Below are 24,847 nucleotides of genomic sequence, written 5' to 3'. Positions count from 1 at the left end.
TTCGAGCCAACATGCAGCGTGCAATGGAGCACCCTCATCAAGAATGACTGTCAATTTGTAACAGAGTTCTACAAAGCTCAAGCAAATTTTTATACTTAACAGACCTGTCTAGCACGGCACTTTTAGTGAGAGGCCCTAAGCGCTAGGCCTCTGGCTTGGTCTCCAACTTTAGTAGAGGCTCCTGAAAACGCAGTAAGCGACCGGCATTTCCGAGGACCAATAAGGTGCTGAGGTTGTGCAAAAGCGCAGCGATCATCGCACCCGCCGCCCCCAGAAAACCGAAGGCTGCCATGGCAACGATGGCCAAGGTCCAACCCAAGCCGATGATCACATTGACGTGCAAGGTCCGACGGCACTGACGGCTTAAACGCACGCAGGTGCCCAATCGTCGAAGGTCGCTGCCAATCAATACGATGTCCGCGGACGCCAGTGCGATATCTGCTCCGCCCGCCCCCATCGCCACGCCCACCACCCCGGCCTTAAGCGCCAGTGAGTCGTTGATCCCGTCGCCCACCACCATCGGCCGGAAACCGCTGCTGATTTCGCCCATCACCCGATTGAGCTTATCTTCGGGCAACGCCTGGGCCTCGATGTCGCTGATGCCCACCTCAAGCGCAAGGCTGTCGGCCACGCTTTGGCGGTCACCGGTCAGCAGCAACTGACGACCCAGCCCCAGCTCACGCAGTTCGGCGAGCGCCTGTCGTGCTTCAGGCTTGAGGCTGTCAGCCAGCAACAGCCACGCCAAAAACACACCGTCCACCGCGATCCCGGCAATCGGACCGTCGTGATTCGGAACTGGCGATGTACTGATGTTCAGTTGTTCAAACAGCTCAGGCCGACCCAGCGCCGCGAGGCCATGTTCTGTTTTAGCGACGACGCCCAAGCCTTGCCGCTCGTGAATGTCGGTCAGCACCAGCAATTGATCTTTTTCCACCAACCCTGCCAATGCACGGCTGACCGGGTGACTGCTGGCCGACCCGAGGCTCGCCGCCAGCGGCAATAACGTCGCCTGCTGCGTCAATACCGCTTGAATCGATTGCAGCCGAAGGGTGCCGTAGGTCAAGGTCCCCGTCTTATCGACGACCAATGACGTCAAGTCCGCCAGCTCTTCGAGAAACGCCGAACTGCGGATCAAAATACCGTGCCGTGCGGCCACCGCGATCCCGGCAATCGCCGTCGCAGGCGCCGATAACACCAGCGCGCAGGGGCAGGCCGCCACCAGTACCGCCAGCATCGCTTGCGCATCATTGGTGATAAACCAAGTCACCGCCGCAATCATCAAGACCAACACCATGTAACTGCCGGCATAGCGTTCCAGCAGACGGGTGATCGGCGGCTTGGAGCGTTCAGCGCTTTGCATCAGCGCGATGACTTTGCCCAAGGTTGACTCGTTGCCGATGCGCGTTACTTCGATACGCAACAGACCATCGAGATTGATCGCACCGCCGAAAACTTCGATACCGACTCGCGCTTCAAGCGGCACCGATTCACCGGTAATCGGCGCGGTATCAAGGCTGGCTTGCCCGGAGCGCACAACGCCGTCGGCCGGCACCCGGTCACCTGCGCGGACTTCCACCAAATCGCCCGCCACCAACACCGAGTTATCCACCTCACGCACCGTGCCATTAGCCTCGATGAGCCGCGCATGGCTGCGGGTCAAACGCCCCAGGGCTTGAATGGCTTCTTGAGAACCGATAACGCTGCGCTCTTCCAGCACATGGCCAAAGATCATGATGATGGGCAGTAACGCGGCGGTCATTAAATCGCCAGTGGCCCAGGCGCCGAGCATCGCCAGCGCAATCAACTGGTCGGTGATGCCATGCAGGCTTGGGTAACGCAGGCTATGCCAACCGGCGCTGACCACTGGCACCGCGACCAGCAAAGACGCTGCACCCAACAACAGCTGACTGACGCCGGTTTGTTCCGGTACGAAAAATCGCCAAACGAGCCCCAATGCCAACAAACCCAAGGCGAGCATGGCCAAGGTCAATTGCCGAGCGGCACTCCGTTGCTCGGCATTGCTGAGCATGCTGACCGGGACTTCGGAGGACTCGGGTTCAGTTGTCGCAGCGTGGGCACTCATTTTTCTGCTCCCTGAATAATCAGGTGGGAATCGTCATGGGGGTCGACCGTGGTCACGGAACCGGCTTGCCCAAGAATTTTTGGCACGCGCTCTCGGTAGATCCGCATCAGCAGACCCGGATCGCTCTTGTCGCGAATCGACTGCGCCAAACTCGTTACTGTGGCGGTCTCTGCCTGGGCTTTCGCCAAGCGCTCAGAGGCTTGGGCATGCGCCACTTGCACGGTGCGATCCGCTTGCTGCGTGGCGGTTTGCGTGAGTTTTTCCGCTTCGGTACGGGCGTTAGCCACCGCCTGATCGGCGAGTTGGCTGGCGGTCAGCACTGCGTTAAACGCATTGACGGCCGAAGCCGGCAGGCTCGATTGCACATCCACCCGAGAGATTTCGATGCCCAGTCCGACACCCGTAGCCGCCAGTGCTGTCAGGCGCTGATTGATCCCGCGTACCAGATCGCCACGCAGACGTTCACGGCGCTCGGCAGACTTGCTGTCGGGGCTGACCATCTCGGGACGTGCCACTAAAATCGTGTCTAGATCCCGCGCTGCGGTGAGCGCCACCGTGCTGCTATTGACCAGACGGTCCAGCGCAGGCAGCACATGTTCGCCCTGCAAGACGTAGGCATACGGGTCGGTCACTTTGTAATACACCGTCACGTCCAGCTGTACGACGCCCGCATCACCGGTCAACAAATACCCTGAGCCCGCCAACGCATCGCTCATCGGCGTGGCGAAGCTTGAGATTCGATCTGCGTCCAACGCTGGCTTTGAGCGCAGCAGGGTTTCGACCCGACGTTCAATCACTCGATCCGCCGACGGCAGCAACACCACCTGCTCGAACGGTTGCGGCCACGCCGTCAGCAGACCGGCGTGTTGAATACGCTCCAGAGCGCCGAGACGCAGGACCACGGCGCGGTTCTGCGGGTCAATCTGACGCACGTTAGACAACGCCCATCCCAATGCCGAGAGCAACGTTACCGCGTACAAACCGAGAAAAGCCAAACGGCTGGCCTGCAACCAGGAGCTATTGACTGCAGGCCGTTCAGTAACGACTTCACTCATGGTTGCGATCCGCTTTTACCGTCCAGCGTTGGCGGTCCATCAACCAATACGCGGAACGGTGCTGCGTCAGTGCGCAGAATCAATTTAGTCCCCGGCGTGATCACCGTGCCCAAGGTGTCCAACGAGCGCAGCAAGTTGTAAAGCTGCGGCGATCCGGCATACGCCTTGCCATAAATCTGTGCCGCTTCGACCCGTGATTGTGCTTCGATATCCGCCGCTTTGACCGTGGCGTCAGCCTCGACGATACGGGCGTCACGCTCTGCTGCCGAGCGGATCTGAGCGGCCTCGCGCTTACCCACTGCTGTTCGTTCGGTGGCGATGGTTTCACGTTCGGCACGCATGCGGTCCACCGTCGCGTTCAGCGTCACCGACGGCAAGGTCAGACGCTCGACACCGACCTGTAGGACGCGCACGCCATAGGTGGAGAGCAGTTGCTGTTCGATTTGATGGCGCAGCTGGTTTTCGAACGCCGTGATTTTTACTTGATTGGCATCGGTATTGATCAAGCTGGACAGGTCAAAACTGGCCGCTGTGGTTTCCAGCGCTGAGCCGACAAAGGTACGGATTTGCCGCGCCGCTTCGTCGGGCTGATTCTGCACGGCCCGCATGAAGCGCTGCACGTTGTCGGGATCGGCCTGCACCTGCCAGGCGACGTAGGCCTGGACGATAATCCGCAGGCCATCGCGAGTACCCACGTCTTGCAGACCACTGGAAGTGGTGCGCAACCGCAGGTCCACCGGAATCGTTGCCTCGAACGGCGCCGGCCAACGCCAGCTCAAACCCGGATCAAGCAATACTCGAGAGGGGTTGCCGAAACGGGTAATCACCGTCGCTTCGCCCGAACGCACTTGCACCAGACTGGCCGCCGCCACTGCAAAAGCGATCAATAACACCGCCAACGCCGTTCGGCGCCACGGGAAAGCGGCGGGAGTAGACGTGTCGCCATGCTGATGGCCATGGTGATGCCCAGCGTGACCGTGGTCATGGTCGGAGTGATCGTGATGATCGTGGGAATGAAACAGACTCAAGGGACGACTCCTTAATGGACGGCTTTACTCGGCGCCGTTGGGTCTGCCGGTAACGTGAAAGTACGCAAATCGATGGTCGGTGCAATGTTGCCGCCGAGTCGATGATCGAGAATCAACAGCTTGGCGTGGACCAAGCCCTGGCTCAGCTGCGTCAGGTATTGCTCAAGCAAAAAAGCCTGGCCCGCCTGGTCATACGCCTTACGCTCGGCGCTGAAGCGCAGGTCTGCGCCTTGAGCCAACGCCATTACTTCGCGGGCTGCCGCAGACGCATTGTCTTTCTCCACGCTGGCGTTAAGTTCGGCCAAGTTCGATTGCTCGCTGGCTGCGCCCCGCTCCCGTGAAATCAACGCCTGGGCGCCGATTTGCGCCGCCTGCACCGCATGGTAGGCGTTGGCCGCCCCAGCGGGTGGGTGAATAGACTCCACGACAGTGGCTAAAATTTCTACGCCGCTGTCGAGCTTCTTCAGGTCTGCTTGGACAGCGTCACCGATGTCGGAAGACAACGCGGCGCGTTGTTCTCCGAGTAACTCATCCAGGGTCCGCGATGCAAAATCGTGGACCAATATTCGGCTCGCGGTGCTGCGAATCAGCGTAGGAACATCGGCGCTGTTGTAGGTTGCCGCCATCGCCGCCTGATCGGTCAGGCCGATTCGATAGACAAACCGCACGTCCATATTGACGATCTGGAAGCTCTGCTTTTGGGTCGAAGGCTTGTCACCTGCACTGCTGGCGATGACTTGGGATTTTTCGTTGATATGGCTGGCGTCCCACAGACGGTTGGCACTCAGGGGCGCCGGCCCTTCAGCGGGCTCAAGGACCTGCTCGACGGCATTGGATTCTGAAACGCTGGTTGCCAACTCGTGGACAACACCATTTTCTACTGCCAACACGCGCCCGAAAGGCCAGGGTAAACCGGTGTGCAAGCCCGGACCGAAGACTTGCACCGGTTTGCCGAAACGCTCATAGATGCCTCGGCCCTGCATTGGTATTTCATGCACACCGCTCAGCACCCAACCTAGCCCCAACACCACCGCCAACACCGGCAAAAAAGCCCGGCGCATGTAGGTGAACGCCCATATCTGGCGCAGGTCGATGCCGAATCGGTTGTGCAATTCGTTCTGCAGCGCCAACAAGGGCTGCGGTGGCCAGCGCAGCAGTCCCGCGACAAAACTGCTGGCCAGCAGTCGCGGCTCGATCCGCTCTGTGCGCGGGCTAAACAGCGACATGACGGCCCGGAGCAATAATTCCAGCGCCACCAGCACAGGCAACAAGCCGATCAATACAGCCAGTCGGACTGGCCAGAGACGGTCAGGTGTAGAGAAAAACAGGCACAACGCACTGAGCAACAAGCAGGCGATCACGACCCGCGTCAGTTGCGCCATTTGTGCGGCTTCAGGCCACTCGGCCGGCAATTCGTGGGTCAGTTGGCGTTCCAGCACCAACAACCCGAAGGCCAGTAACAGTGCAACGGCGCCGACGACAGTGCCCATCGGGCCAACACTCGATCCAACGAGGCTCAGGTTCCAGGCCCATTTCACCACCAGAATGGCCAGCAACGCCCAGCCACCCAGCCATAACGTCGGCGGCCCCACTTGGGCCAGCAGCGAAACGCCGCTGCCGCTGATGCGGCTCAACAGGCGGTCATACCAGCCGATGGGCTCGTCGGTGATGGGTTCTGCGTCTGTCGGCAACGGCTCGATCACCGCCGAAACGTGCGCAGCGGCCAGGGTTTGCGCGCGCCAATGGGCGATCCAATACGCGGACTGCAAACCGGCCACCAACACCCACAACGCTGCGGCGTTATTAATCAGAACCGCGGACCACAACGTCGCAGGCGAAAAAAGCATCGCGAACATTGCCAGGACAAAGCTGAACAAGCCCAATACCGCAAGCCCGTAACAAAGCCGCTGCAACCGACGGGCATGAAAAGCGGCCCTTTGAAAGCGCGGCAAGCCATCAAGGCCAACGCTTTCGCCATCCAGATCAACCCGCATCGACACCCCAGACCTTACTCATAATGAAGACACCCGTGGGCTTGGCCCAACGAGCGTTATGATATAACAGGGGTCGTGAAATTATTGTTCAAAATATTTTGACGGGATTTGAAGGTGATCATGCAGGTGCGCCAGCCGGGTCCTAAACGGGGTTAATCACTGCAGGAATCTTTTTCAGCCTTCCATTGATGAGATAGCGGCCTACTTTCTGACCGTTAACTTCAATGACCGTATAGGTCACGTATGAAATACCGACCACACACAGGAGTATTAACGCCACCAACAGGTTATTGAGCAGGCTGCTGCCGGTATCGATATACCTCACATCCCCCATCATCGGCGCCAAGGTCAACCCGGTCCTTTTCTCCAAAACCAAAAATACCAATATCAAGCCACTGAGTACCACGACGTGGGTGAGGTAGATCGAGTAGGAAAGGCGGCCAAGAAAACTGAACACTCGGGTTTTTAGCAGGCTCGATACCACCCCCGCGTCAAAGGCAAACAGCGTGACCACGCCGCAAAATAACAGGCTGCAGACGATGGTTTTCTGGGTCAGATCTGAATTGAGCGCCATCACGATGAGGCACAAAGAAACAACTTCCAGTAGTGAATACACCACATAGTTAGTTTTTAGATTTTTTTTAATAACACCAAACACTCCATATGACAACGCCCCCGCAAAAAAGCAGGAGAGCCCCTTGTAAGCGAACTCAGTCAAGGCCCCGGCATTGTTATATAACAGAACGAAAGCGCCCAAAGAGATTGCGCTCCACGCGAGTTTTTTATGGGCCGCGCAAAAAAAGGACACCCCGGCAAATATCATATACATGTAATACTCGATACTGATGCTCCAGGCCGGATAGTTAAATGAGAGGTTCTCCGTCAAGGGTGTCCAGGCTTGAATCAAGAATAAATTGGGCAGTATCTGCGAAGGCGCATATTGCCCGGTAAAGGGTTCTTTATTGAAGGCAAATCCTTTATGTGCTGCCAGCAACTTTAGAAACTCAAATAAAATGAACACACCTAACATAAACACATGCAGCGGAAGCAGCCGAAAAGTCCTGAGTATAAAAAATTTACGGAAATCAATAGGCGCCCCTGAGCCATAAGCGTGGGTGATGACAAAGCCGCTCAAGACAAAGAAGAACTCGACGAACAGGTCTGCGTTACTGAAGAATTGCAGCTCGGTGATACTGCCAACAACGTGTAGATGGTAAACAACCACAGCGAGGGCACACACCCCTCTAAAACTATCAAGCGCATGAAATCGTTTGTCTTGGGCCATAGGGACATCCCTTTAATAAATTTCCTGTTTAGCGGGACTACTGAGTGTTGTATTTACGAGCGTGGAAACCGGAGAAATCCTAGATGAGCCCATCATTGAGTGCAAACTAGTGCGAAATAAAATAGATTTTTATTTTTCTGCTTTCCAAAATCACGGAAAAAATGGCGTCAATTTTCATCTGCTAGTTTGTCCTACAAAAAAAACAGAAACGTCCTATGCGTTTAAAAGCAGTCGTTAACGCAGCTTAATAATCGCGCAAAGCTACAGTTACAATTTCAAGGATTGAGCGACTTGCCGTTACAAGTTCCGATGATTATATTCCCTAACCCATCTAATATACGACGGCTAACACCATGAAAAAACATTGGGATTTCCGTGTTCCCACCTGTACTTCAGACATTGAAACTACGAGCTGCCTGACCATCACTGAACCCGGATCGTTTTTAGGGTTGAGCAATTTACTGGACCTGGTCAGCCACGACATAAGCCAAGACCACGACAAACACATTCATCGGCTTACCTTTAAAAGTGGTGAAACTCTTTTTATCAAAACTGACGCGCATGCGGTCACCGTCAGAGGCTCGCGCATCAACTTTGATTCGGACGGCAAATTTCCATCCACCACGTATCTCAGTGACCCCTCGACGCTGAACAGCTCCAACGACTGACGCTTGACCCTGCCCCATTGGGGGCCGCTTCGGTCGAGCGCGACTCCGGGCCCATCGCGAGCAAGCCCGCTCCTACAGTTTATTATTGGTAATCAATAAGATATGCCTTGCTTGATAGGCGCCAACTTGTTGGCGAGAATCCACATCGACATGCTAGGTACCCAGGCCACTATCTTTTTTTTCCCCCAGTAGCGAACAGGTCGCCCACTTTGTTATCTAGTGGGGGGTAGTTGTATGCATCTGCACGCGCACGTGCAGGCGTCACGGCATTACCTAGAGGCTCCATCGTTATGAATCGCAGGAATCTTCTGAAAGCATCGCTCGCTCTCGCGGCCTATACCGGCCTACCCGCAACGGGGCTATTTGCAGCACGGGCATTCGCAGCCACGGCTGATGGCGACGTCGAGCATTTCGATTTCACGGCCCTGCAAGTCAACGCCAAACAACTGGCTAGCACGCCCTTCGTTGACACCAACGAACAGCTGCCGCCGACCCTGGGGACAATGACCCCCCAACAATTCAACGCCATCCAATATGACCCGGCGCACTCGTTGTGGGGCGACAACAAAGGTCAGTTGGACGTGCAATTTTTTCATGTCGGCATGGGCTTCAAACAGCCGATTCGCATGTACAGCGTCGACCCCCAGACCAACGAGTCGCGGGAGGTGCATTTTCGGCCGGAAATGTTCAATTACGACAAGAGCGGCGTCGATAAATCGCAGCTCAAGGGCGACTTGGGCTTCGCCGGGTTCAAGCTGTTCAAAGCCCCGGAAATCGCTACCCATGACATTCTGTCGTTTCTCGGCGCCAGCTACTTCCGCGCCGTGGACAGCTCCGGGCAATACGGGCTGTCCGCCCGGGGCCTGGCCATCGACACCTATGCCAAGCGCAAGGAAGAATTTCCCAACTTCACCAAGTTCTGGTTCGAGACGCCGACCAAGGACAACACCCGCTTCGTTGTCTACGCCTTGCTCGACTCCCCCAGTGCGACCGGCGCTTACCGTTTCGATATCGACTGTCAGGCCAATCAAGTGGTCATGGCCATCGACGCCCACATCAACGCCCGCAAGGACATTGAGCAGTTGGGCATCGCGGCGATGACCAGCATGTTCAGCTGCGGCACTCACGAGCGGCGCATGTGCGACACCCTCCACCCCGAAATCCACGACTCGGACCGCCTGGCCATGTGGCGCGGCAACGGTGAGTGGATATGCCGTCCGCTGAACAATCCGGCCACCTTGCAATTCAACGCATTCGCCGACAAAGACCCCAAGGGTTTTGGCCTGGTCCAGACCGACCACGATTTTTCCAGCTACCAAGACACCGTCGATTGGTACAACCAGCGACCGAGCCTGTGGGTCGAGCCCACCACTGCGTGGGGCGAAGGTTCGATAGACCTGCTGGAAATTCCGACCACGGGAGAAACCCTGGATAACATCGTGGCGTTCTGGACCCCCAAAGCCCCCGTGACGGCGGGTACGTCCCTGAACTTCGGTTACAAGCTCTACTGGAGCGCCCTGCCCCCGGTCGGTACGCCGCTGGCACGGGTGCACGCTACGCGTTCCGGCATGGGTGGCTTCATTGAGGGCTGGGCGCCGGGCGAGCATTACCCGCAAGTGTGGGCGCGCCGTTTTGCAGTCGACTTCACCGGTGGCGGCCTGGATCGATTGCCCGAGGGCACCCGCATTGAACCTGTGATCACCGTCTCAGGCGGCGAAGTAAAAGACTTCAACGTGTTGGTGATTCCGGACATCAAGGGCTATCGCGTGACGTTCGATTGGTACCCCAACAGCGACTCGGTGGCACCCGTCGAACTGCGCCTTTTCATTCGCACCCACGACAGAACGTTAAGCGAAACCTGGCTCTACCAGTATTTCCCTCCCGCCCCTGACAAACGCCGCTATAACTGATTGAGCGACCGATATTAAAGCGGCTGACGCGCTTGAAAGCGTCAGCCGTTTTTACAGCTGTAAATACTATGAGTCATAGAAGCCACGCATTAACCGTTCAATAACGTACATAAAAATCGCGTCAATTTTTTATCCCTCGTTAAGTATCAATTACTTAAGTAGTTCTGGTAACCGCACTCAATAACTCGCGCTAAAAATTTGACGAATTGATTTGACAGCGCTCAAAAGTGACGTTGATATACCGCTATCTGCTGCGCAATAACGCCCACTTTAACTATTCGATCGCCTCCCCCCAGGTCTTTCGAGGGGCGGTAGCTATGCCCGCGTTTTATCCACGACGAATTTTCTACGCTCCTGATTTTCTACGCTCCTGAGAGGGCAACCCACCATGATGTCGACACCCGATCTCAGCCCTACTGAACGTCCGTCGATCCTGACATTCAACAAATCCACTTTAATTATTTGGGTCGCCATCAGCCTGATCGTGTCCGAAACACTGGCAGGTGCGCTGCGCTATTACTTCGACCAGGTGGGCATTTCGCCGCTGCTGTACCTGCCGAAAATAGCCTGCCTGATAGTGTTCGCGGCGCAGTTGCTGACCTACAAAGCCACCCGCGTGCTGTGGGTGGGCTTGTTGCTGCTGTTTGTGTCCTGCGCCCTGGCGATGCTGCACGGCGCCAGTTTTACCAACGTTGCGTTTAGCCTGTTCGGATTCAGCCCGTTGCTGTTTGGCGCGGTGTGCAGCGAACACATTCTTCATCGCAAACGACTGCTGGGCTGGGTCATCGGCATGTGCCTGATCTTGTCTCTGATAGGGCTGTTGCTGGACAAATACATCACGGTCCCGTGGAAAGGTTACAGCTACCTCGTGGGCAACACTGAGCTAGTCGGCAACACCGCATGGGCTGACGATGAGTTTGACCGGCTCGCAGGTTTTACTCGGGTCTCTAACGCGCTGTCGATCATCATTGCAATGTTCAGCCTGTACCTGGCGATGTTTACCCGCTCGCGAATCCTGTTTTGCATCATCGCCGCCGTGGGCTTTTACGCCATCGTGCTGACCACCAGTAAAGCGCCGGCGGCGGCCTTCGCCCTCACCCTCGCGGTGATGATGCTCAGTCGCTTGCGCTGGACCAGCGCGGCCCTTTTTGTCGGTTTGGTCGCTATTGGTTTCCTGTTGCCCATCGTCGGTGTGGCCTTCGATTTCGACCCCAACAACATCACCAGCGGCGACCGCTCCCTGATGTCGCTTTACGACCGCCTGATCAACACCTGGCCGCACGTTACCCAATACCTGTACCAGCAAGGCTGGAGTTTGACGGGCGCGGGGTTGGGCATGTTTGGCAGCAGCCAAGTGTTATTCCCGGTGCCCGGCGCGCAGATCCTGACCGGATCGGACAGCAGCGCGATGTACCTTTGGGCAACGTTTGGCTTTGTCGGCATCGCACTGTACGCCCTGCAAATTCCCATGTTCTTTATGCTGCGCGATCAAACCTCACGCATGGATAACGCCTTACTCGCGATCAGCATTTGCATCTGCCTGACCAGTTGGACCACCGACATGTTCGAGATCACCCTCTCCAACCTGTTTATGGGCTTGGCCATCGGGCGAGTGTTAAACCGCTCAACCGCTACCAGCACCGCGACGACTACAGCCCACGGTTTGGGTGAACTTTCCGGGCTGCCGGAACTGCGATGAGAGTGTGTTGATATGCGATTGAAAACCCATGTGTCCGCCTCTGCTTTGCTGCTTTCCCTGACCCTGTGCTGCGCCGCGTCCCACGCCGACGATGGGTTCATCATCGGCGTGGGAACGCACTTGATGAATTACGAAACCTCCCCGGTGAAAGCCCTGCAGATGGCATCGGATGCAGGCATCACAGCACTCAAGGACGACGCGTACTGGTCAACGGCCGAACCCTCGGCCAACCAGTACCGCATCGTGCCGCCATGGCGCACTTACCTGGAAACCGCTAAATCCAAAAAGCTGTCGACCCTGACAATTCTGGATTACAGCACCAACTTCCACGGCAACCTCAAGCCGCGCACGCCAGAGGTCAGGAAGGCGTATCTCAAATACGTCGATTACGTGACCCACCAGTTGCAGGGCAAAGTCGACTATTGGGAAATCTGGAACGAGTGGGACCTGGAAGGCCCCAAAGACCCAAAGCTTTCTGCCGACTACGCGACCCTGGTCAAAGACGCGGTGCCGCTGATTCGCAAGAACGATCCCAACGCGAAGATTCTCGCGGGCTCCGTCACACCTGACGGCATGAACTTCGGTTTTGCTGACCGCCTGATTGACGCCGGAATATTGGATCAAATCGACGGCCTGTCGATTCACCCCTACGTGCATTGCGCAGGCAGAGGGCAAAACACGCCGGAAGCCTGGGCCCAATGGGTGCGTGATTACGTCCGCCACGTGAACGAAAAAGCCGGTAAGGAAATTCCGATCTACCTGACCGAAGTCAGTTGGCCGACCCACACCGGCAATTGCGGCTTCACAGAAGACACGGTCGCGTCTTACATCGCGCGGACGTTTTTCCTCTCCCGCACCATCCCCGGCCTAAAGGGCATGTGGTGGTATGACCTGGTAAATGACGGCCTGGACAAGACCGATCAGGAACACAACTTCGGCTTGCTCGAAAACAACATGGACCCCAAACCCGGCTATGACGTGCTCAAAGCCATCAGCCCGTTCGTTCGCGATTACACCTACGACCCCGGCCCCAGCACCATGGTCAACGACGTTTACCTGCTGTATTTCAACAAAGGACCCGAGCACATCGCGGTCGGCTGGGCGGGCGGGCGTAGCCAGCAACAACAAGTGGTCAGCAACGCCTCACTCACCGGCAAAGTGCAACTGATCGACACCGCACACGCCACCAAAGGGCAGATCGACTCGGAGACATCGTGGACCTGCAATGGTGAGCGCTGTGCTACCAACGTGACCCTCACCAACTTCCCGAAAGTCATCAGCCTGAACGCCCCCGACGGGATGGTTAAACGCTGAGTGATCACCTGCTGAGCCTGCCGCCCGTTTCTGGAGTTGAATCGTCATGGACTTTCGAAAAGACATCAACGGACTCCGCGCGATTGCGGTTATCGCCGTCATCCTGTTCCACTTCAACCCGGCCTGGCTGCCCGGCGGCTACGCGGGCGTCGATATATTTTTCGTGATTTCCGGCTACCTGATCACCGGCATCATCTTCCGGGGTTTGCAGAAAAACAGCTTCGGCCTGATCACCTTCTACACATCCCGGGCACGGCGGATCATCCCCGCGCTGGCAGCCATGTGCTTTGCGTTGCTGGCATTCGGTTGGTTCTACCTGCTGCCCCTTGAATACAGCGAACTGGGCAAACACGTCGCCAGCAGCCTGGGGTTCTTTTCCAACTTCGTGTACTGGTCCGAAGCGGGCTACTTCGCCGCTGGCGCCCACGAGAAATGGCTGCTGCACACGTGGTCCCTTTCAGTGGAGTGGCAGTTCTACATGATCTACCCGATCGTCCTGCTGTTGCTGAGCAGGCTGGTCACGCTGAATGCACTGCGCTGGATCGTCTTGGCCGGGAGCGTTCTCGGCTTCCTCGCCTGCGTCTACATGTCCTTCAAATGGCCGGAGCCGGCGTTCTATTTACTGCCAGCGCGGGCGTGGGAATTATTGGCCGGTGGCGTTGCCTGCCTGTTCCCGTTCAAACTCATAAGCCGATCACAACGAGCCTTGGAAGCAGTGGGTATTGGCCTGATGCTGGCCAGCTTTTTCTTGCTCTCCGAGAAAGACGTATGGCCGGGTTACCTGGCGCTGTTGCCGGTAATGGGCACCTTGTCGGTGATCATATCGGCGCGGCAAGACTCATTCATGACCAACAACCCCTTCTCACAATGGACCGGCAAGCTTTCCTACTCGCTGTACCTGTGGCACTGGCCGGTGGTGGTGTTCATGAGCTACGCCGGGTACTTGAACGACACCCGTAGCGCTTTGGTCGGAATCGCCACCTCATTCGCCTTGGGCCTGGCCTCGTTTACGGTCATCGAAAAAAGCTCAACCGAGAAAAAGCCGGAACGCCCCTGGAAGTTCGTAACCGTCAGCAGCCTGATCGTGCTGGTATTCGCCGCAGGCGCGGCGGTCAAAGCGACCCAAGGCGCCGTTACACCGTTACGCGCCATCAGCATCTCGGACAAGGCACGCTTCGTTCAGGAGTACGCCGACCGGCAAAACAACCTCTACGAAACCTACTGGCTCAAGTGCGACGCGTTCTCCGCCTTCACCCAGCGCGGACAAAAAGCGATTGACCCGTCCTGCACGCAAAAACACGGTGAAGGCGGCGTCTTTCTGTGGGGCGATTCCCACGCTCAAGCGTTGTCGCTGGGCTTGAGAACCCTGCTGCCCAAAGAAACGCCGTTTTACCAAGTCACCTCGGCTGCCTGCAAACCGAGCCTCACCGACGACACCGGCCTGCAAACACCGCCGCGCATCACCTGCAACTACTCCAACAGAACGGCACTGGACAGCATCCAGGCCGACAAACCCGACATCGTGGTCATCGCGCAAAAAGACGAACACGACAAAACCCACTGGGACGAAATTGCCGCACGGCTCAAAAGCTACGGCGTCAAACACGTGGTCCTCATGGGCCCGCTGCCGCAATGGAGCCCGTCCCTGCCCAGCGTCATCGCCAACCGCCACTGGGGCGCCAACGACTCCCACATCACCGACGCCGCCCTCGACCGCAGCGTCATGGTCGCCGACCGCGTCACCCAAAGCTCCATCGACCACAACGCCGTGGACTTCGTCTCACTCATCGACAAATTGTGCGTCGCAGATTCCTGCCTGGTGCGGCTGCAAGGAGACAACTCACTGCTGCAAATCGACTCCGGTCACTTGAGTGAAAAGGGCTCGATTTATATCGTTAAGAATTTTGTGATGCCGGAGATTGAGAAGCTGAATTGAGGCCTGACACTCCGCTGGCATCCCTCGCCACGTAAACCCGCCAAGCGTGAATTGCCTTTGTAGAGCCGCCGAAGGCTGCGATGAATGTCAGGTGCCTGCGATTCCAAATCTGCCGAAGTACCCTGTGGGAATTGGCTTGCCAACGAAAGCGTCATTGCAGGCAACCCAGGTTTCAAGTCGACATCAGCAGCGCGATGATGGGCCTCTTCGCAGGCAAGCCTGCTCCCACAAAATGCGCGGCGGCGTGAGTCGTTCGGCGCCAATGAAATCCCAGAGCGGTTCCGGCTCGCCCGCCAGACTTAATGATCTGAGCGGGCTTTTTTATGCTCGAAAATTAGGGTCACCGGATCTCGGTAAGACAAATCCTTACGCCGCGTAGGACAGAGACTTATTCACCCGGAAACGACTGAGGGCATAGTCTGGCGGTTGCGCTTGCTCAGGGCCGACGCTAACCTTCGTGGGTCGCTGCAAAATCAGCGGCCGGGTTTAGTCGCCCGCAGCCATCAGGCGCAGTAGCGCCACTCTAACGTCAGGCGTTTTTTTTCGCCTGCGCATTATGGTGGCTGTGCGCAGGGCACCTTCGGGTGCGCCGGGGCCTGATGACCGGTCGACTAACCTGTTGCACAGTCACCACCCTAATCTCGTTTAGTCGCGAATTTTGGTGGTCCCTCATCATCAGGAGATTCACCATGACAAAAATCACCCCCGATCCACCCCGCCCAAACCGCAACCGCGTCGCCCCGCGCCCCTCCAGAACCACCCAACAAAACCTCCCAGACAGACTGTTCCACGTCCGCGAATACGTCAGCGCCGAAGAAGCCCTGACCACCGCTTGCGAAATCCTCGACTGCGCCGCCGCTACCGCTTACGAATCCGCCGAGAAACTCGACGCCCCCAGCCGCAAGTTGGTATTGGCTGTCGTGTATCTGGTAGAAACCGCGCAGGAATTGCTGGAGTCCGCATTGGCTGCTGATCGGCCGAAGTCGGCTGTCCAGAGCTAACTCCGAAACCTTGGACGACAAACACAACGCAGCAATTCTGTGGGAGCGAATTCATTCAAGAATGGATTCGCCTTCACGTTAAAGCTGTGTCTGGCTAACCAACAACTCACACTTAGCCCTATAACTCCCGTGCACCCTGACGATGACTATCGGAACTTTCCTACAGCAATTAACACGCAGGACTACAGACTGAGCTTTATTTGCTGAATATGCTTTCGATACTTTCAGCAACACAAGGGATGTCGAAATGACCAACATCTTCAAAAAAGCAAACCACATTGTAAAAACGACACTAATTTTGTTTTTATTACTCTCTACAAACGGATGCGGGACATTAGCAGGCAGAGCACAATACGACGATCCTGACGCCTATTTTTTTAAAAGTCTTCAAGGCAGCTACGAATTTCTTACGGGAGGTTTTGCGAGGGGATATGACCCTTCACATTACATATGCTGGATGTCGATAATCTGCCCCGTGGCATTTGTTTATTCCTTACCCGTCGACGCCGCAGTCGACACAATCCTCCTGCCTTACGACTTATATAACCAATTCAAATAATACGGCAAACCAACGTTCTCCGACTCCACTAGTCTGTAGGAGCTGCCGAAGGCTGCGATAAATCGGATGATTGATTCAAATTCCGGTCACCATCCGATAATCGAAGCCTTCGGCGTGTTTCCATCGATTGAATTAGATGCAAGCTCCTTAGCTTGCCGAAGCAAAGTTACATTTAGACGTTCCTTTGTACCTACTCAATGCAATTGGGATAAACATTACAATCGCGACCATCCGGCATAATGAAAGACTTAAACTCCTTTCTATTCTCACCGCAATACGCATCACGATCACTGAAGTCTTTTCCTAAACAGCGCTTCCAACCCGCTGGAAACTCAATCCAATTACCGTCAATTGCCGGACTCTCTTTTTTTGCAATCGTAAAGTTTATACTGACGGCTCTACCCACCAGTAAGTCCCGTTCTAAAACACCCCCTGCAAGCTGCTTTAGTACATCGCCCTTATCATCGACGGCCCGGCACTTTAAAAGTTTTATAATGTGGTGCTGCGGCCCGACAGTACGAAACAGCCACTGACACTCGCCGTTGTAGACATTATTAGTTTTATTAGACTGGTCAACAAACGAAAGTCCTGCAACATCATTGCTGACGTCATCAGCACCAGGCCCCCATTTCCCTTGTATATCCAACCTCACACTTCGCAAATACAGCGGGCAGCCGCCGGCTGAGTCGGATAAAGGGATTTCAAATTCCACCGAATGCTCAATATCTTGCATTTCGCTCCTTAATCTTTTTCGCCCGGGTATATAGCTACTCGTTGTTGGGGGCATCACACAGGTCGCGCCGGTAGCGGGTGAGTAATAAACATCCGCAGTTATATTAAAGTTGGCGGGCAGGTTGGTTTTCAATGTAAAGCTTTTTGAACCCATCGTACTGCAGCCGGCTAAGAGTACTACTAGAGGCAAAAACGCTAAAAACGTCATCCCCCTCAAACCTTTACCTTCGATACTCACTCTATGAATCTCCGTAAATAAATATTTTTGCCGTAGAGATTACGTTGCCTCGATGCTCTCCACTTCCCAAAACAGGTCTAAAAGTTCAGACCATCGGCGACTGAAGTTTTCAGATGCCAACCTTTTATTAGTGGAACTACTTTTTTGAAACATTTTTTATTTCCAGTTCAGTACAGCTGGGATATACGGTACAAGTTTTCTCAGACATTCTATAATCTGTAAATTTTGGCGGAGAAATACATAACTCTTCGTTATTACTTCCCCAACGACCAGTACACGGTTTCCAACCAACGGAAGTCTTCATCCAAGACCTGTTGTAATAAGGCGAATCCTCTGCTGCCACCTTGAAAGTTACATTGACTATTGTATTGATTAGGCTATCTCGCTGTAACACTCCACCCGCCGGTTGTTTTAATGCGACACCTTGTTCATCCACAGCGAGACACTTGATGACTTTTATTAAATAGCGATTAGGCCCAGCGGTACGAAAAAACCATTGGCACTCGCCGTTGTATAATTTATTAATTTTATCGGACTGATCAAGAAACGAAAGTCCTGCAATATCGCTGCTTACGTCATCAGCGTCAGGCCCCCACCTTCCTTGTATATCCAACCTCACACTGCGCAATACCAGCGGGCAGCCACCTGCTGAGTCGGATAAAGGGATTTCAAATTCCACCGAATGCTCAATGTCTTGCACTTCGCTCTTTAATCTTTTTCGCCCAAGTATATAGCTACTCGTTGTTGGGGGCATCACACAGGTTGCATTGGTGGCCGGAGAGTAATAAACGTCCGCAGTTACCTTAAAGTCTGCGGGCAGGTTGGTTTTCAATGTGAAGCTTTTTGAACCTGTCGTACTGCAACCGACGAAGAGTACTACTAGAGGCAAAAACGCTAAAAACGTCATCCCCCTCAAACTTTTACCTTCGATACTCATTCTATGAATCTCCGTAAATAAATATTTTTGCCGTAGAGATAACGTTGCCTTAATAATCTACTTTCTTAAAACAGGTCTAAAGTTGGGTCCATGGACGACAGATTTTTCCCCATTCCTGTTCAAGCGTGAACGTATCCATCACGAATGAGGCAGGCAGTCGATTAATCCGAGAGGGATACTTAACCCGTAGGTGTCGAGGATGAAAGGCGGATACAGTATCGCCATCAGGTCAAGGCGCGTTCCGCCATACATAGGAGCCAACTTGTTGGCGAGGCGGCGTAACTGAAACACCGCGTTAAGGCCTTCGCCAACACGTTGGCTCCAGAGGGGTGGGGTTATCCGCCCACGGCGCCTTTGATTTGGTCCAGCCAACTGGTTTTCTCTTCGGCGGGCAGGCTGTCGAACAGGTCTTTGGCCATTTCTGCGACCTTCGCCGTTTTTTGGGCTTTGAGCAGGGCTTTAAGCTTAGGCGTGGTGGCGGTTTCGTCGCTGAGGGCTTCAGGCAGCGGCAAGGCCTTGGCCAGTTTCAGCACGTCGCCCGTGTTTTTGGTAAAGGTCCTGAGGGCGCCGACGTCTTGCATCGGCAGGTCGATGTTCGTAACCGGGTCAAAGGCGCGCACTTCCGGCGTGGCCAGCGCGTTGAGCTTGCCGCGAAACGCCGGAATCCCCAGCGACGGAATAATCAGCCCAATCAGGTAGCGCGGGTCGTTGCGCTTGATGCTCAGGCCAACGCTGGCAAGCGCGATGCCGACCCCGATCACCTGCCCGGACCTGGCGATCAGCGATAACGACTTGTTGGATTGATCATCGAAGAACACTGCGCGAAAACGGAAATAGTCGCCGAACACTTCACGCTCATTGAGCATCGCGTTCATGAACCAGGCGCGTGAATCGTGGACTTGCTCGTCAAAAAAATCGGTAAGGGTCTGCGCTTTATCACTGAGGGGTTCAAAACTGCCGGGGGCGTAGAGCTTGTTGAAGGCTATATTGGCCGTTCTGCGCATTTTGACGTATTCCTCGGCTTCGTCCTGATCATTGACCAGGTACACCAACCCACCGAACAGCGTGTTGATCAGCGTGCCACCCGACGTCGCCTCGTTGGAATCGGCGAACGCCCACTTCCCCGTATAGTCACGGCGAAACTCGCTCATCGCCATTTCCAGCTGATTCTGGTCGAGGATGGGTTCAAAGGACTTGTGCGTGTTGAAGGTCATGGGCTGTGAGGCCCCGGTACGCTGTTCGTAGGCCTGCTTGATCGCCAGATGGCTGTCGCGTTTTGCCTGTTTTTGGTCTGACAGCGCCGACGGCTCTGTTCCGTTGTGCTGCGCCAGGTTCTCTTCGGACTGCCGGGCGTACAGCGCTTCGAAGGCGTTTTTCTCTTCGTCCGTCATGTCCTTGCCCTGAAGGTGCTGATAAACCGACGTCTCCCGCAGGCGGAAGGATGCGTACCGATTGATTCGCCAGGCAGTGATCAGGGCGGCTTGATGCTCCATGGCATCTTCCAGTGGGCCGGTTTGATGGGCGTCGAGCCAGGTGTTGAAGCGGTGGGTGAGGGTGTCGGAGACATCGAAGGCTTCATGCGTACTTTCGTGCATTTCCAGCCATGGCCATTTTTCTTTTTGCTCGGAACTAAGTACCCCTGGTGGCGCCTGCAATGGCGCACCCACTGAGTAGGCTTCTGAATACATGTGATGCAGCGGGATTTGCGACAACACATCCCCAGAACCGGCGAGCGACTTGCCCTGTTCACCTGGCGGATACCCGCCGCCGACGTCAGAATGCATGCCGGGGTAGAGGTATTCAGAGGTTCCGGCGCGATAGGTCGAGGGGCAGTTCGGATCGTCAGGGTTTGTTTTGCGCCGGATAGAATCCACCGGGAAGCAGTTGCGTTGCTCATGAGCCGCCACCAAGTGCACGCAACGCTCAAGAAATTTTTCCGATTCTGGCAGCCGCATGGTGTCATCCGCCCACCCCATGTGGCCGTCGGCGAACGGCGCGGCATAGGCGATACCGGATGAGGCCACGGTGTCGAACAGCCCCATGAAAGCAATGCTGATGGGGATTCCGGCAAACAAATAACAGGTCTCACCGTCCACCTCGACCTTGGTCAGCGCTTCCAGCCAGTTGGCAAACGCCCGAGCCTCGGCAGCCCCTCGAGAGAAACCGTAGATCCACAGGCGCATGCCGATGATGCGCGGGACGGTCTTGCGCGCATGCACGTAGTCGACCTTTTTCTGCAGCGCCACTAACGGCGCTTGCAGGGCTTGCCGGCGGCGGTAATCGCCACTGGCCAGCAGCGTAGCGCCCAACATATCTTCGGTTAAAGAGGTGCCCATTTTCTGCACCAGTGCGTAAGCATCTACAGGTTTTAATCGTGGTTCTCCGCAAGCCCGGCCCAACGCATCCAGCAAACGGGTCAACCCCCAGTTGATTCGATTCTCGCCACCCAAGGCGCTCACTAGCCCGACTATTTGCGGTTCGAGCTCTCCGATTTCTTTAAACTCGGTGCCGACACCTTGCATGTAATAGGCGTAAAACCCATTTTTATTCGCTCGGCTCTGACCCTCGCTCTGATTGGCGCCGACACTGGCATGGTAAAGCCGCGCCACGTTAGTGGTCGAAGGTGGCTGCCCCAGCCGGTCTGACGGTTCATGGTTGTTGGTGCCGTCGAAGCAGAGCGTAATGTTCAGTACGTTGATGCACGGCGCGCCGAGGTACACCTTGCCGGCTGCGATAGCCGCTTTTTGGGCCGCATAACCCGCCAGCAGTTTGGGCCGAAATTGCGTACGGTAATTGAGCCCGACATCCTCATGATTGCGTGGTAACAAACCTTCTTTTTTGAACGGCGGCGTCGGAGTCAAAGGCGCCGGAGCGGGACGTTTTGAAGCTGAATTCAAGGTGCTGGACATACAGAAGGGACTTCCATTTTGGATGGGTAGTTGAACGGGTAACCGACTTGACCGGGCGTTGCCGCCACTGCCGAAACGGCGACTTGGTCGCAGGGTAGAAAGTGGACGTCGATGACCCCCAACTCTTCATAAGGCGCCACCTCCACGACAGCGCGATGGCGGGTGTATCTGGAGCGGTGTTCTTTCATTCGCGTGCGCCAAGCATTAGAAAAGGCAGGCACATTCCAATATCGTGAGTTCCCCGCGTTTGGATCCTTCTCCCACTCCACCACCACGGTCAGGCCGGGGTGCCATTGACGCGGCATGCTCACGCAGCAGTTCTGTTTACCGCCTCCGCTGTAAGGCCCGATGTTCGGACCGCCATTGCCGTTGACCATGAAGTAATTGATGGCCGCCGAGGTGTGGCTGTAGCCCTCGATGGGCGCGCCGAGACGGTCGGGTATTGATTGGCTGCACGCTTGCAGGGCCAGGCAGGCGAGCACGCCCACAGCCAAAAGCACCGGCACGCGGCGAAGCGAACCTGAATTCAAGGTGCTGGACATACAGAAGGGACTTCCATTTTGGATGGGTAGTTGAACGGGTAACCGACTTGACCGGGCGTTGCCGCCACTGCCGAAACGGCGACTTGGTCGCAGGGTAGAAAGTGGACGTCGATGACCCCCAACTCTTCATAAGGCGCCACCTCCACGACGGTGCGATGGCGGGTATTTTTGGATTTCTGCTCTTTCATCCGTATGCGCCATCCTTCGGAATACCGTGGCTCTGACCAAGTGGCTGAAGCGAAGGGGGTAGAGTCTTTCTCCCACTCCACCACCACGGTCAGGCCGGGGTGCCATTTGCGCGGCAGGGTCACGCAGCAGTTCTGTTTACCGCCTCCGCCATAAGGCCCGATGTTCGGACCGCCATTGCCGTTGACCATGAAGTAATTGATGGCCGCCGAGGTGTGGCTGTAGCCCTCGATGGGCGCGCCGAGGCGGTCGGGTAATGATTGGCTGCACGCTTGTAGGGCCAGGCAGGCGAACACGCCCGCAGCCAAAAGCACCGGCACGCAGCGAAGCGAACCTGAATTCAAGGTGCTGGACATACGGCAGGCTCTTCCATTTTGATGGGATAGTTGTAGGGGTGATTAGGGCGCCCGAGGTAGCTCGGGCTGGCAGCGACCTTGACTTGATCGCAAGGAAGAAAATGAACGTTGACCAGCCCGAGCTGTTCATAGGGCGCCACCTCCACGACGGCGCGATGGCGGGTGTATTTGGTTTCGTGTTCGTCCATCCGCTTGCTCCAAGCATCAGAAAATCTGCGCTCGGGCCAATCACCGTAAGCGTGTGGCATCGGATCTTTCTCCCACTCCACCACCACGGTCAGGCCGGGGCGCCATTTGCGCGGCATGCCTACGCAGCAGGTCTGGCTACCGCCACCACCAAACGGCCCGATGTTCGGACCGCCATTGCCGTTGACCATGAAGTAATTGATGGCCGCCGAGGTGTGGCTGTAGCCCTCGATGGGCGCGCCGAGACGGTCGGGTATTGATTGGTTGCACGCTTGCAGGGCCAGGCAGGCGAACACGCCCGCAGCCAAAAGCACCGGCACGCAGCGAAGCGAACCTGAATTCAAGGTGCTGGACATACGGCAGGCTCTTCCATTTTGATGGGATAGTTGTAGGGGTGATTAGGGCGCCCGAGGTAGCTCGGGCTGGCAGCGACCTTGACTTGATCGCAAGGAAGAAAATGAACGTTGACCAGCCCGAGCTGTTCATAGGGCGCCACCTCCACGACGGCGCGATGGCGGGTGTATTTGGCTGCGTGAATTTTGTACGCTGCTCTATAGGCGTCTGTTCCAATTGGGGGCAAGTTCACATCGGGTCCGGTATTCGGATCTTTCTCCCATTCCACCACCACGGTCATGCCGGGGTGCCATTGGCGCGGCATGCTCACGCAGCAGTTCTGTTTACCGCCCCCGCCGTAAGGCCCGATGTTCGGCCCTCCATTGCCGTTGACCATGAAGTAATTGATGGCCGCCGAGGTGTGGCTGTAGCCCTCGATGGGCGCGCCGAGGCGGTCGGGTAATGATTGGCTGCACGCTTGCAGGGCCAGACAGGCGAGCACGCCCGCAGCCAAAAGCACCGGCACGCAGCGAAGCGAACCTGAATTCAAGGTGCTGGACATACAGAAGGGACTTCCATTTTGGATGGGTAGTTGAACGGGTAACCGACTTGACCGGGCGTTGCCGCCACTGCCGAAACGGCGACTTGGTCGCAAGGTAGAAAGTGGACGTCGATGACGCCCAGCTCTTCATACGGCGCCACCTCCACGACGGCGCGATGGCGGGTGTATTTGGTTTCGTGTTCGTCCATCCGCTTGCTCCAAGCATCAGAAAATCTGCGCTCGGGCCAATCACCGTAAGCGTGTGGCATCGGATCTTTCTCCCACTCCACCACCACGGTTAGGCCGGGGTGCCATTTGCGCGGCATGCCTACGCAGCAGGTCTGGCTACCGCCACCACCAAACGGCCCGATGTTCGGACCGCCATTGCCGTTGACCATGAAGTAATTGATGGCCGCCGAGGTGTGGCTGTAGCCCTCGATGGGCGCGCCAAGGCGGTCGGGTATTGATTGGCTGCACGCTTGCAGGGCCAAGCAGGTGAGCAGGCAAAACGTGAGTGGGCGGCTCATATGAACGGGCTTGTTGTCGGCATGTTTTCAGGCAGTTGCCGGGTCAGCCACTCGTTAATAAATGCGGTGTGCGCTTGGCCTTCGAGGTGTTTGTTTTGGGCTTCTTTGTGCGCCAGATAGAGCTGAGCGACCCGCAGTTCTTTACCCCATCGGTGCTTGATATCGATAGCGCCGTGACTCTCTTCCCATTGCTCTGCGGCAGTCCACGCGGACAAAGACTCGAGTTGATGTTTCCCGAGCATCAAGCCCGCAGTAGGGCGCCTGAATTCCTGCGGTTTAACCGCGCAACCACCGACGACTTGCGGTTTGTGATCACGGTCCATCCAGTGCCAACTGATAACGGCAGCATGAAAGTTCAGGTGCTCATCGCCGGAAAAGACCCCGCTGATGCGCTTGAACAAGCGCGTGTCGTAGTAGCGCAAGACGCCGCTGTTGGCGCCGTCGTCCCACTGCGCCTGAGTGCAATAACGCAAATGTTCGCTGAGTGCCTCGAACGGCCAATGGCTGAGCAACGTCAGCACGCGGGACTGGTACTGGAACGCCCGAACAAACTCGCCCAGCCAGTTCACCTGGGTGGCCTGGGTCCAGGACACCCGAACCAGCACCGGTCCTTGGGCGGCCAATTCATGTTCAGGCGTGCCCTCCAATAACAGGGTGAACAAGGGCGGTGGATCGAGTTCGGTCAAGCGTTGTACCAGCGGATAGTCAAGCAACGTGGCGTTGATGATCACATCCACGTAATCGAGGTCGGCGGCATCGGTGAGCGCTTTCATCTCACAAAGGCTGACGGGAAGGGCATAGTCCATGGGCATATCCTGACGGTAATGA

The 24,847-nt window shown here is 56.1% G+C and carries 20 protein-coding genes; 6 read left to right on the top strand and 14 right to left on the bottom strand.

The window, feature by feature from the left end:
* Positions 1-142 precede the first annotated feature (142 nt).
* The 5 genes from RHM59_RS17215 to RHM59_RS17195 all read right to left on the bottom strand — a co-directional run bounded on the left by RHM59_RS17215 (position 143) and on the right by RHM59_RS17195 (position 7,445).
* Positions 143-2,083: a heavy metal translocating P-type ATPase gene (locus tag RHM59_RS17215; protein ID WP_322166752.1), complete on the bottom strand. Its 1,941-nt coding sequence runs from the start codon at positions 2,081-2,083 to the stop codon at positions 143-145.
* Complete coding sequence (locus RHM59_RS17210; RefSeq protein ID WP_322224860.1) at positions 2,080-3,138, bottom strand: protease modulator HflK; 1,059 nt, start codon at positions 3,136-3,138, stop codon at positions 2,080-2,082. Before RHM59_RS17210 ends, RHM59_RS17215 begins: the two co-directional genes overlap by 4 nt.
* Positions 3,135-4,166: a protease modulator HflC gene (locus RHM59_RS17205; RefSeq protein WP_322166756.1), complete on the bottom strand. Its 1,032-nt coding sequence runs from the start codon at positions 4,164-4,166 to the stop codon at positions 3,135-3,137. Before RHM59_RS17205 ends, RHM59_RS17210 begins: the two co-directional genes overlap by 4 nt.
* 11 nt (positions 4,167-4,177) lie before the next feature.
* Positions 4,178-6,160 carry a protease modulator HflK gene (locus tag RHM59_RS17200; RefSeq protein ID WP_322224857.1) on the bottom strand — a complete coding sequence of 661 codons (1,983 nt, stop codon included), beginning with the start codon at positions 6,158-6,160 and terminating at the stop codon, positions 4,178-4,180.
* A 142-nt stretch (positions 6,161-6,302) separates the two neighbouring features.
* Positions 6,303-7,445, bottom strand: a complete 1,143-nt coding sequence (locus RHM59_RS17195) for an acyltransferase (RefSeq protein ID WP_322224855.1) — start codon at positions 7,443-7,445, stop codon at positions 6,303-6,305.
* Positions 7,446-7,798: 353 nt separating this feature from the next.
* On the opposite strand from RHM59_RS17195, the gene RHM59_RS17190 reads away from it, so the two are divergent.
* From RHM59_RS17190 to RHM59_RS17165, 6 genes are all read left to right on the top strand, one after another.
* Positions 7,799-8,113 carry a hypothetical protein gene (locus RHM59_RS17190; protein WP_322224853.1) on the top strand — a complete coding sequence of 105 codons (315 nt, stop codon included), beginning with the start codon at positions 7,799-7,801 and terminating at the stop codon, positions 8,111-8,113.
* A 290-nt stretch (positions 8,114-8,403) separates the two neighbouring features.
* Entirely contained in the window at positions 8,404-10,023 is a 1,620-nt protein-coding gene (locus tag RHM59_RS17185; RefSeq protein ID WP_322224850.1) for a glucan biosynthesis protein D, read from the top strand.
* 388 nt (positions 10,024-10,411) lie between these two features.
* Positions 10,412-11,722 carry a hypothetical protein gene (locus tag RHM59_RS17180; RefSeq protein ID WP_322184523.1) on the top strand — a complete coding sequence of 437 codons (1,311 nt, stop codon included), beginning with the start codon at positions 10,412-10,414 and terminating at the stop codon, positions 11,720-11,722.
* A gap of 12 nt (positions 11,723-11,734) precedes the next feature.
* Positions 11,735-13,036 (top strand): hypothetical protein, encoded by a 1,302-nt coding sequence (locus RHM59_RS17175; protein ID WP_322224848.1) that lies wholly within the window; start codon positions 11,735-11,737, stop codon positions 13,034-13,036.
* 46 nt (positions 13,037-13,082) lie between these two features.
* Positions 13,083-14,972 (top strand): acyltransferase family protein, encoded by a 1,890-nt coding sequence (locus tag RHM59_RS17170; protein ID WP_322224846.1) that lies wholly within the window; start codon positions 13,083-13,085, stop codon positions 14,970-14,972.
* A 689-nt stretch (positions 14,973-15,661) separates the two neighbouring features.
* Complete coding sequence (locus RHM59_RS17165) at positions 15,662-15,973, top strand: DUF6124 family protein (RefSeq protein ID WP_322224843.1); 312 nt, start codon at positions 15,662-15,664, stop codon at positions 15,971-15,973.
* Between the two features lie 749 nt (positions 15,974-16,722).
* Here RHM59_RS17165 and RHM59_RS17155 read toward each other — a convergent pair.
* From RHM59_RS17155 to RHM59_RS17115, 9 genes are all read right to left on the bottom strand, one after another.
* Complete coding sequence (locus RHM59_RS17155) at positions 16,723-17,502, bottom strand: hypothetical protein (RefSeq protein ID WP_322184518.1); 780 nt, start codon at positions 17,500-17,502, stop codon at positions 16,723-16,725.
* Between the two features lie 136 nt (positions 17,503-17,638).
* Positions 17,639-18,439, bottom strand: a complete 801-nt coding sequence (locus tag RHM59_RS17150; RefSeq protein WP_322224841.1) for a hypothetical protein — start codon at positions 18,437-18,439, stop codon at positions 17,639-17,641.
* A 335-nt stretch (positions 18,440-18,774) separates the two neighbouring features.
* A complete protein-coding gene (locus RHM59_RS17145) occupies positions 18,775-21,348 on the bottom strand; it encodes a DUF2235 domain-containing protein (RefSeq protein WP_322224839.1) in 2,574 nt (857 codons plus the stop codon).
* Positions 21,333-21,890, bottom strand: coding sequence for a DUF3304 domain-containing protein (locus RHM59_RS17140; RefSeq protein WP_322224837.1), 558 nt, complete (start codon positions 21,888-21,890; stop codon positions 21,333-21,335). The genes RHM59_RS17145 and RHM59_RS17140 overlap by 16 nt, the downstream gene beginning before the upstream one ends.
* The gene (locus RHM59_RS17135) at positions 21,875-22,432 is read right to left on the bottom strand and encodes a DUF3304 domain-containing protein (protein ID WP_322224835.1); all 558 of its coding nucleotides are present in this window, start codon (positions 22,430-22,432) and stop codon (positions 21,875-21,877) included. Before RHM59_RS17135 ends, RHM59_RS17140 begins: the two co-directional genes overlap by 16 nt.
* The gene (locus RHM59_RS17130) at positions 22,417-22,974 is read right to left on the bottom strand and encodes a DUF3304 domain-containing protein (protein ID WP_322224833.1); all 558 of its coding nucleotides are present in this window, start codon (positions 22,972-22,974) and stop codon (positions 22,417-22,419) included. The genes RHM59_RS17135 and RHM59_RS17130 overlap by 16 nt, the downstream gene beginning before the upstream one ends.
* Complete coding sequence (locus RHM59_RS17125; protein WP_322224831.1) at positions 22,959-23,513, bottom strand: DUF3304 domain-containing protein; 555 nt, start codon at positions 23,511-23,513, stop codon at positions 22,959-22,961. The genes RHM59_RS17130 and RHM59_RS17125 overlap by 16 nt, the downstream gene beginning before the upstream one ends.
* The gene (locus RHM59_RS17120) at positions 23,498-24,019 is read right to left on the bottom strand and encodes a DUF3304 domain-containing protein (protein ID WP_322224829.1); all 522 of its coding nucleotides are present in this window, start codon (positions 24,017-24,019) and stop codon (positions 23,498-23,500) included. The genes RHM59_RS17125 and RHM59_RS17120 overlap by 16 nt, the downstream gene beginning before the upstream one ends.
* Positions 24,016-24,825 carry a DUF4123 domain-containing protein gene (locus tag RHM59_RS17115; protein WP_322224826.1) on the bottom strand — a complete coding sequence of 270 codons (810 nt, stop codon included), beginning with the start codon at positions 24,823-24,825 and terminating at the stop codon, positions 24,016-24,018. The genes RHM59_RS17120 and RHM59_RS17115 overlap by 4 nt, the downstream gene beginning before the upstream one ends.
* Positions 24,826-24,847 lie beyond the last annotated feature (22 nt).

Source organism: Pseudomonas sp. MH10, assembly GCF_034353045.1.
Taxonomy (GTDB): Bacteria; Pseudomonadota; Gammaproteobacteria; order Pseudomonadales; family Pseudomonadaceae; genus Aquipseudomonas.
The sequence above is the reverse complement of the archived record's forward strand: the minus strand, read 5'-3'. Positions and strand labels throughout refer to the sequence as shown.

What these genes read in the sequence shown, in the direction of transcription:
- RHM59_RS17195 (WP_322224855.1), bottom strand. Translation starts at nt 7,445, where the DNA reads ATGGCCCAAGACAAACGATTTCATGCGCTTGATAGTTTTAGAGGGGTG.
- RHM59_RS17170 (WP_322224846.1), top strand. Translation starts at nt 13,083, where the DNA reads ATGGACTTTCGAAAAGACATCAACGGACTCCGCGCGATTGCGGTTATC.
- RHM59_RS17150 (WP_322224841.1), bottom strand. Translation starts at nt 18,439, where the DNA reads ATGAGTATCGAAGGTAAAAGTTTGAGGGGGATGACGTTTTTAGCGTTT.
- RHM59_RS17145 (WP_322224839.1), bottom strand. Translation starts at nt 21,348, where the DNA reads ATGTCCAGCACCTTGAATTCAGCTTCAAAACGTCCCGCTCCGGCGCCT.
- RHM59_RS17190 (WP_322224853.1), top strand. Translation starts at nt 7,799, where the DNA reads ATGAAAAAACATTGGGATTTCCGTGTTCCCACCTGTACTTCAGACATT.
- RHM59_RS17185 (WP_322224850.1), top strand. Translation starts at nt 8,404, where the DNA reads ATGAATCGCAGGAATCTTCTGAAAGCATCGCTCGCTCTCGCGGCCTAT.
- RHM59_RS17115 (WP_322224826.1), bottom strand. Translation starts at nt 24,825, where the DNA reads ATGGACTATGCCCTTCCCGTCAGCCTTTGTGAGATGAAAGCGCTCACC.
- RHM59_RS17175 (WP_322224848.1), top strand. Translation starts at nt 11,735, where the DNA reads ATGCGATTGAAAACCCATGTGTCCGCCTCTGCTTTGCTGCTTTCCCTG.
- RHM59_RS17125 (WP_322224831.1), bottom strand. Translation starts at nt 23,513, where the DNA reads ATGTCCAGCACCTTGAATTCAGGTTCGCTTCGCTGCGTGCCGGTGCTT.
- RHM59_RS17135 (WP_322224835.1), bottom strand. Translation starts at nt 22,432, where the DNA reads ATGTCCAGCACCTTGAATTCAGGTTCGCTTCGCTGCGTGCCGGTGCTT.
- RHM59_RS17140 (WP_322224837.1), bottom strand. Translation starts at nt 21,890, where the DNA reads ATGTCCAGCACCTTGAATTCAGGTTCGCTTCGCCGCGTGCCGGTGCTT.
- RHM59_RS17180 (WP_322184523.1), top strand. Translation starts at nt 10,412, where the DNA reads ATGATGTCGACACCCGATCTCAGCCCTACTGAACGTCCGTCGATCCTG.
- RHM59_RS17210 (WP_322224860.1), bottom strand. Translation starts at nt 3,138, where the DNA reads ATGAGTGAAGTCGTTACTGAACGGCCTGCAGTCAATAGCTCCTGGTTG.
- RHM59_RS17130 (WP_322224833.1), bottom strand. Translation starts at nt 22,974, where the DNA reads ATGTCCAGCACCTTGAATTCAGGTTCGCTTCGCTGCGTGCCGGTGCTT.
- RHM59_RS17215 (WP_322166752.1), bottom strand. Translation starts at nt 2,083, where the DNA reads ATGAGTGCCCACGCTGCGACAACTGAACCCGAGTCCTCCGAAGTCCCG.
- RHM59_RS17120 (WP_322224829.1), bottom strand. Translation starts at nt 24,019, where the DNA reads ATGAGCCGCCCACTCACGTTTTGCCTGCTCACCTGCTTGGCCCTGCAA.
- RHM59_RS17200 (WP_322224857.1), bottom strand. Translation starts at nt 6,160, where the DNA reads ATGCGGGTTGATCTGGATGGCGAAAGCGTTGGCCTTGATGGCTTGCCG.
- RHM59_RS17165 (WP_322224843.1), top strand. Translation starts at nt 15,662, where the DNA reads ATGACAAAAATCACCCCCGATCCACCCCGCCCAAACCGCAACCGCGTC.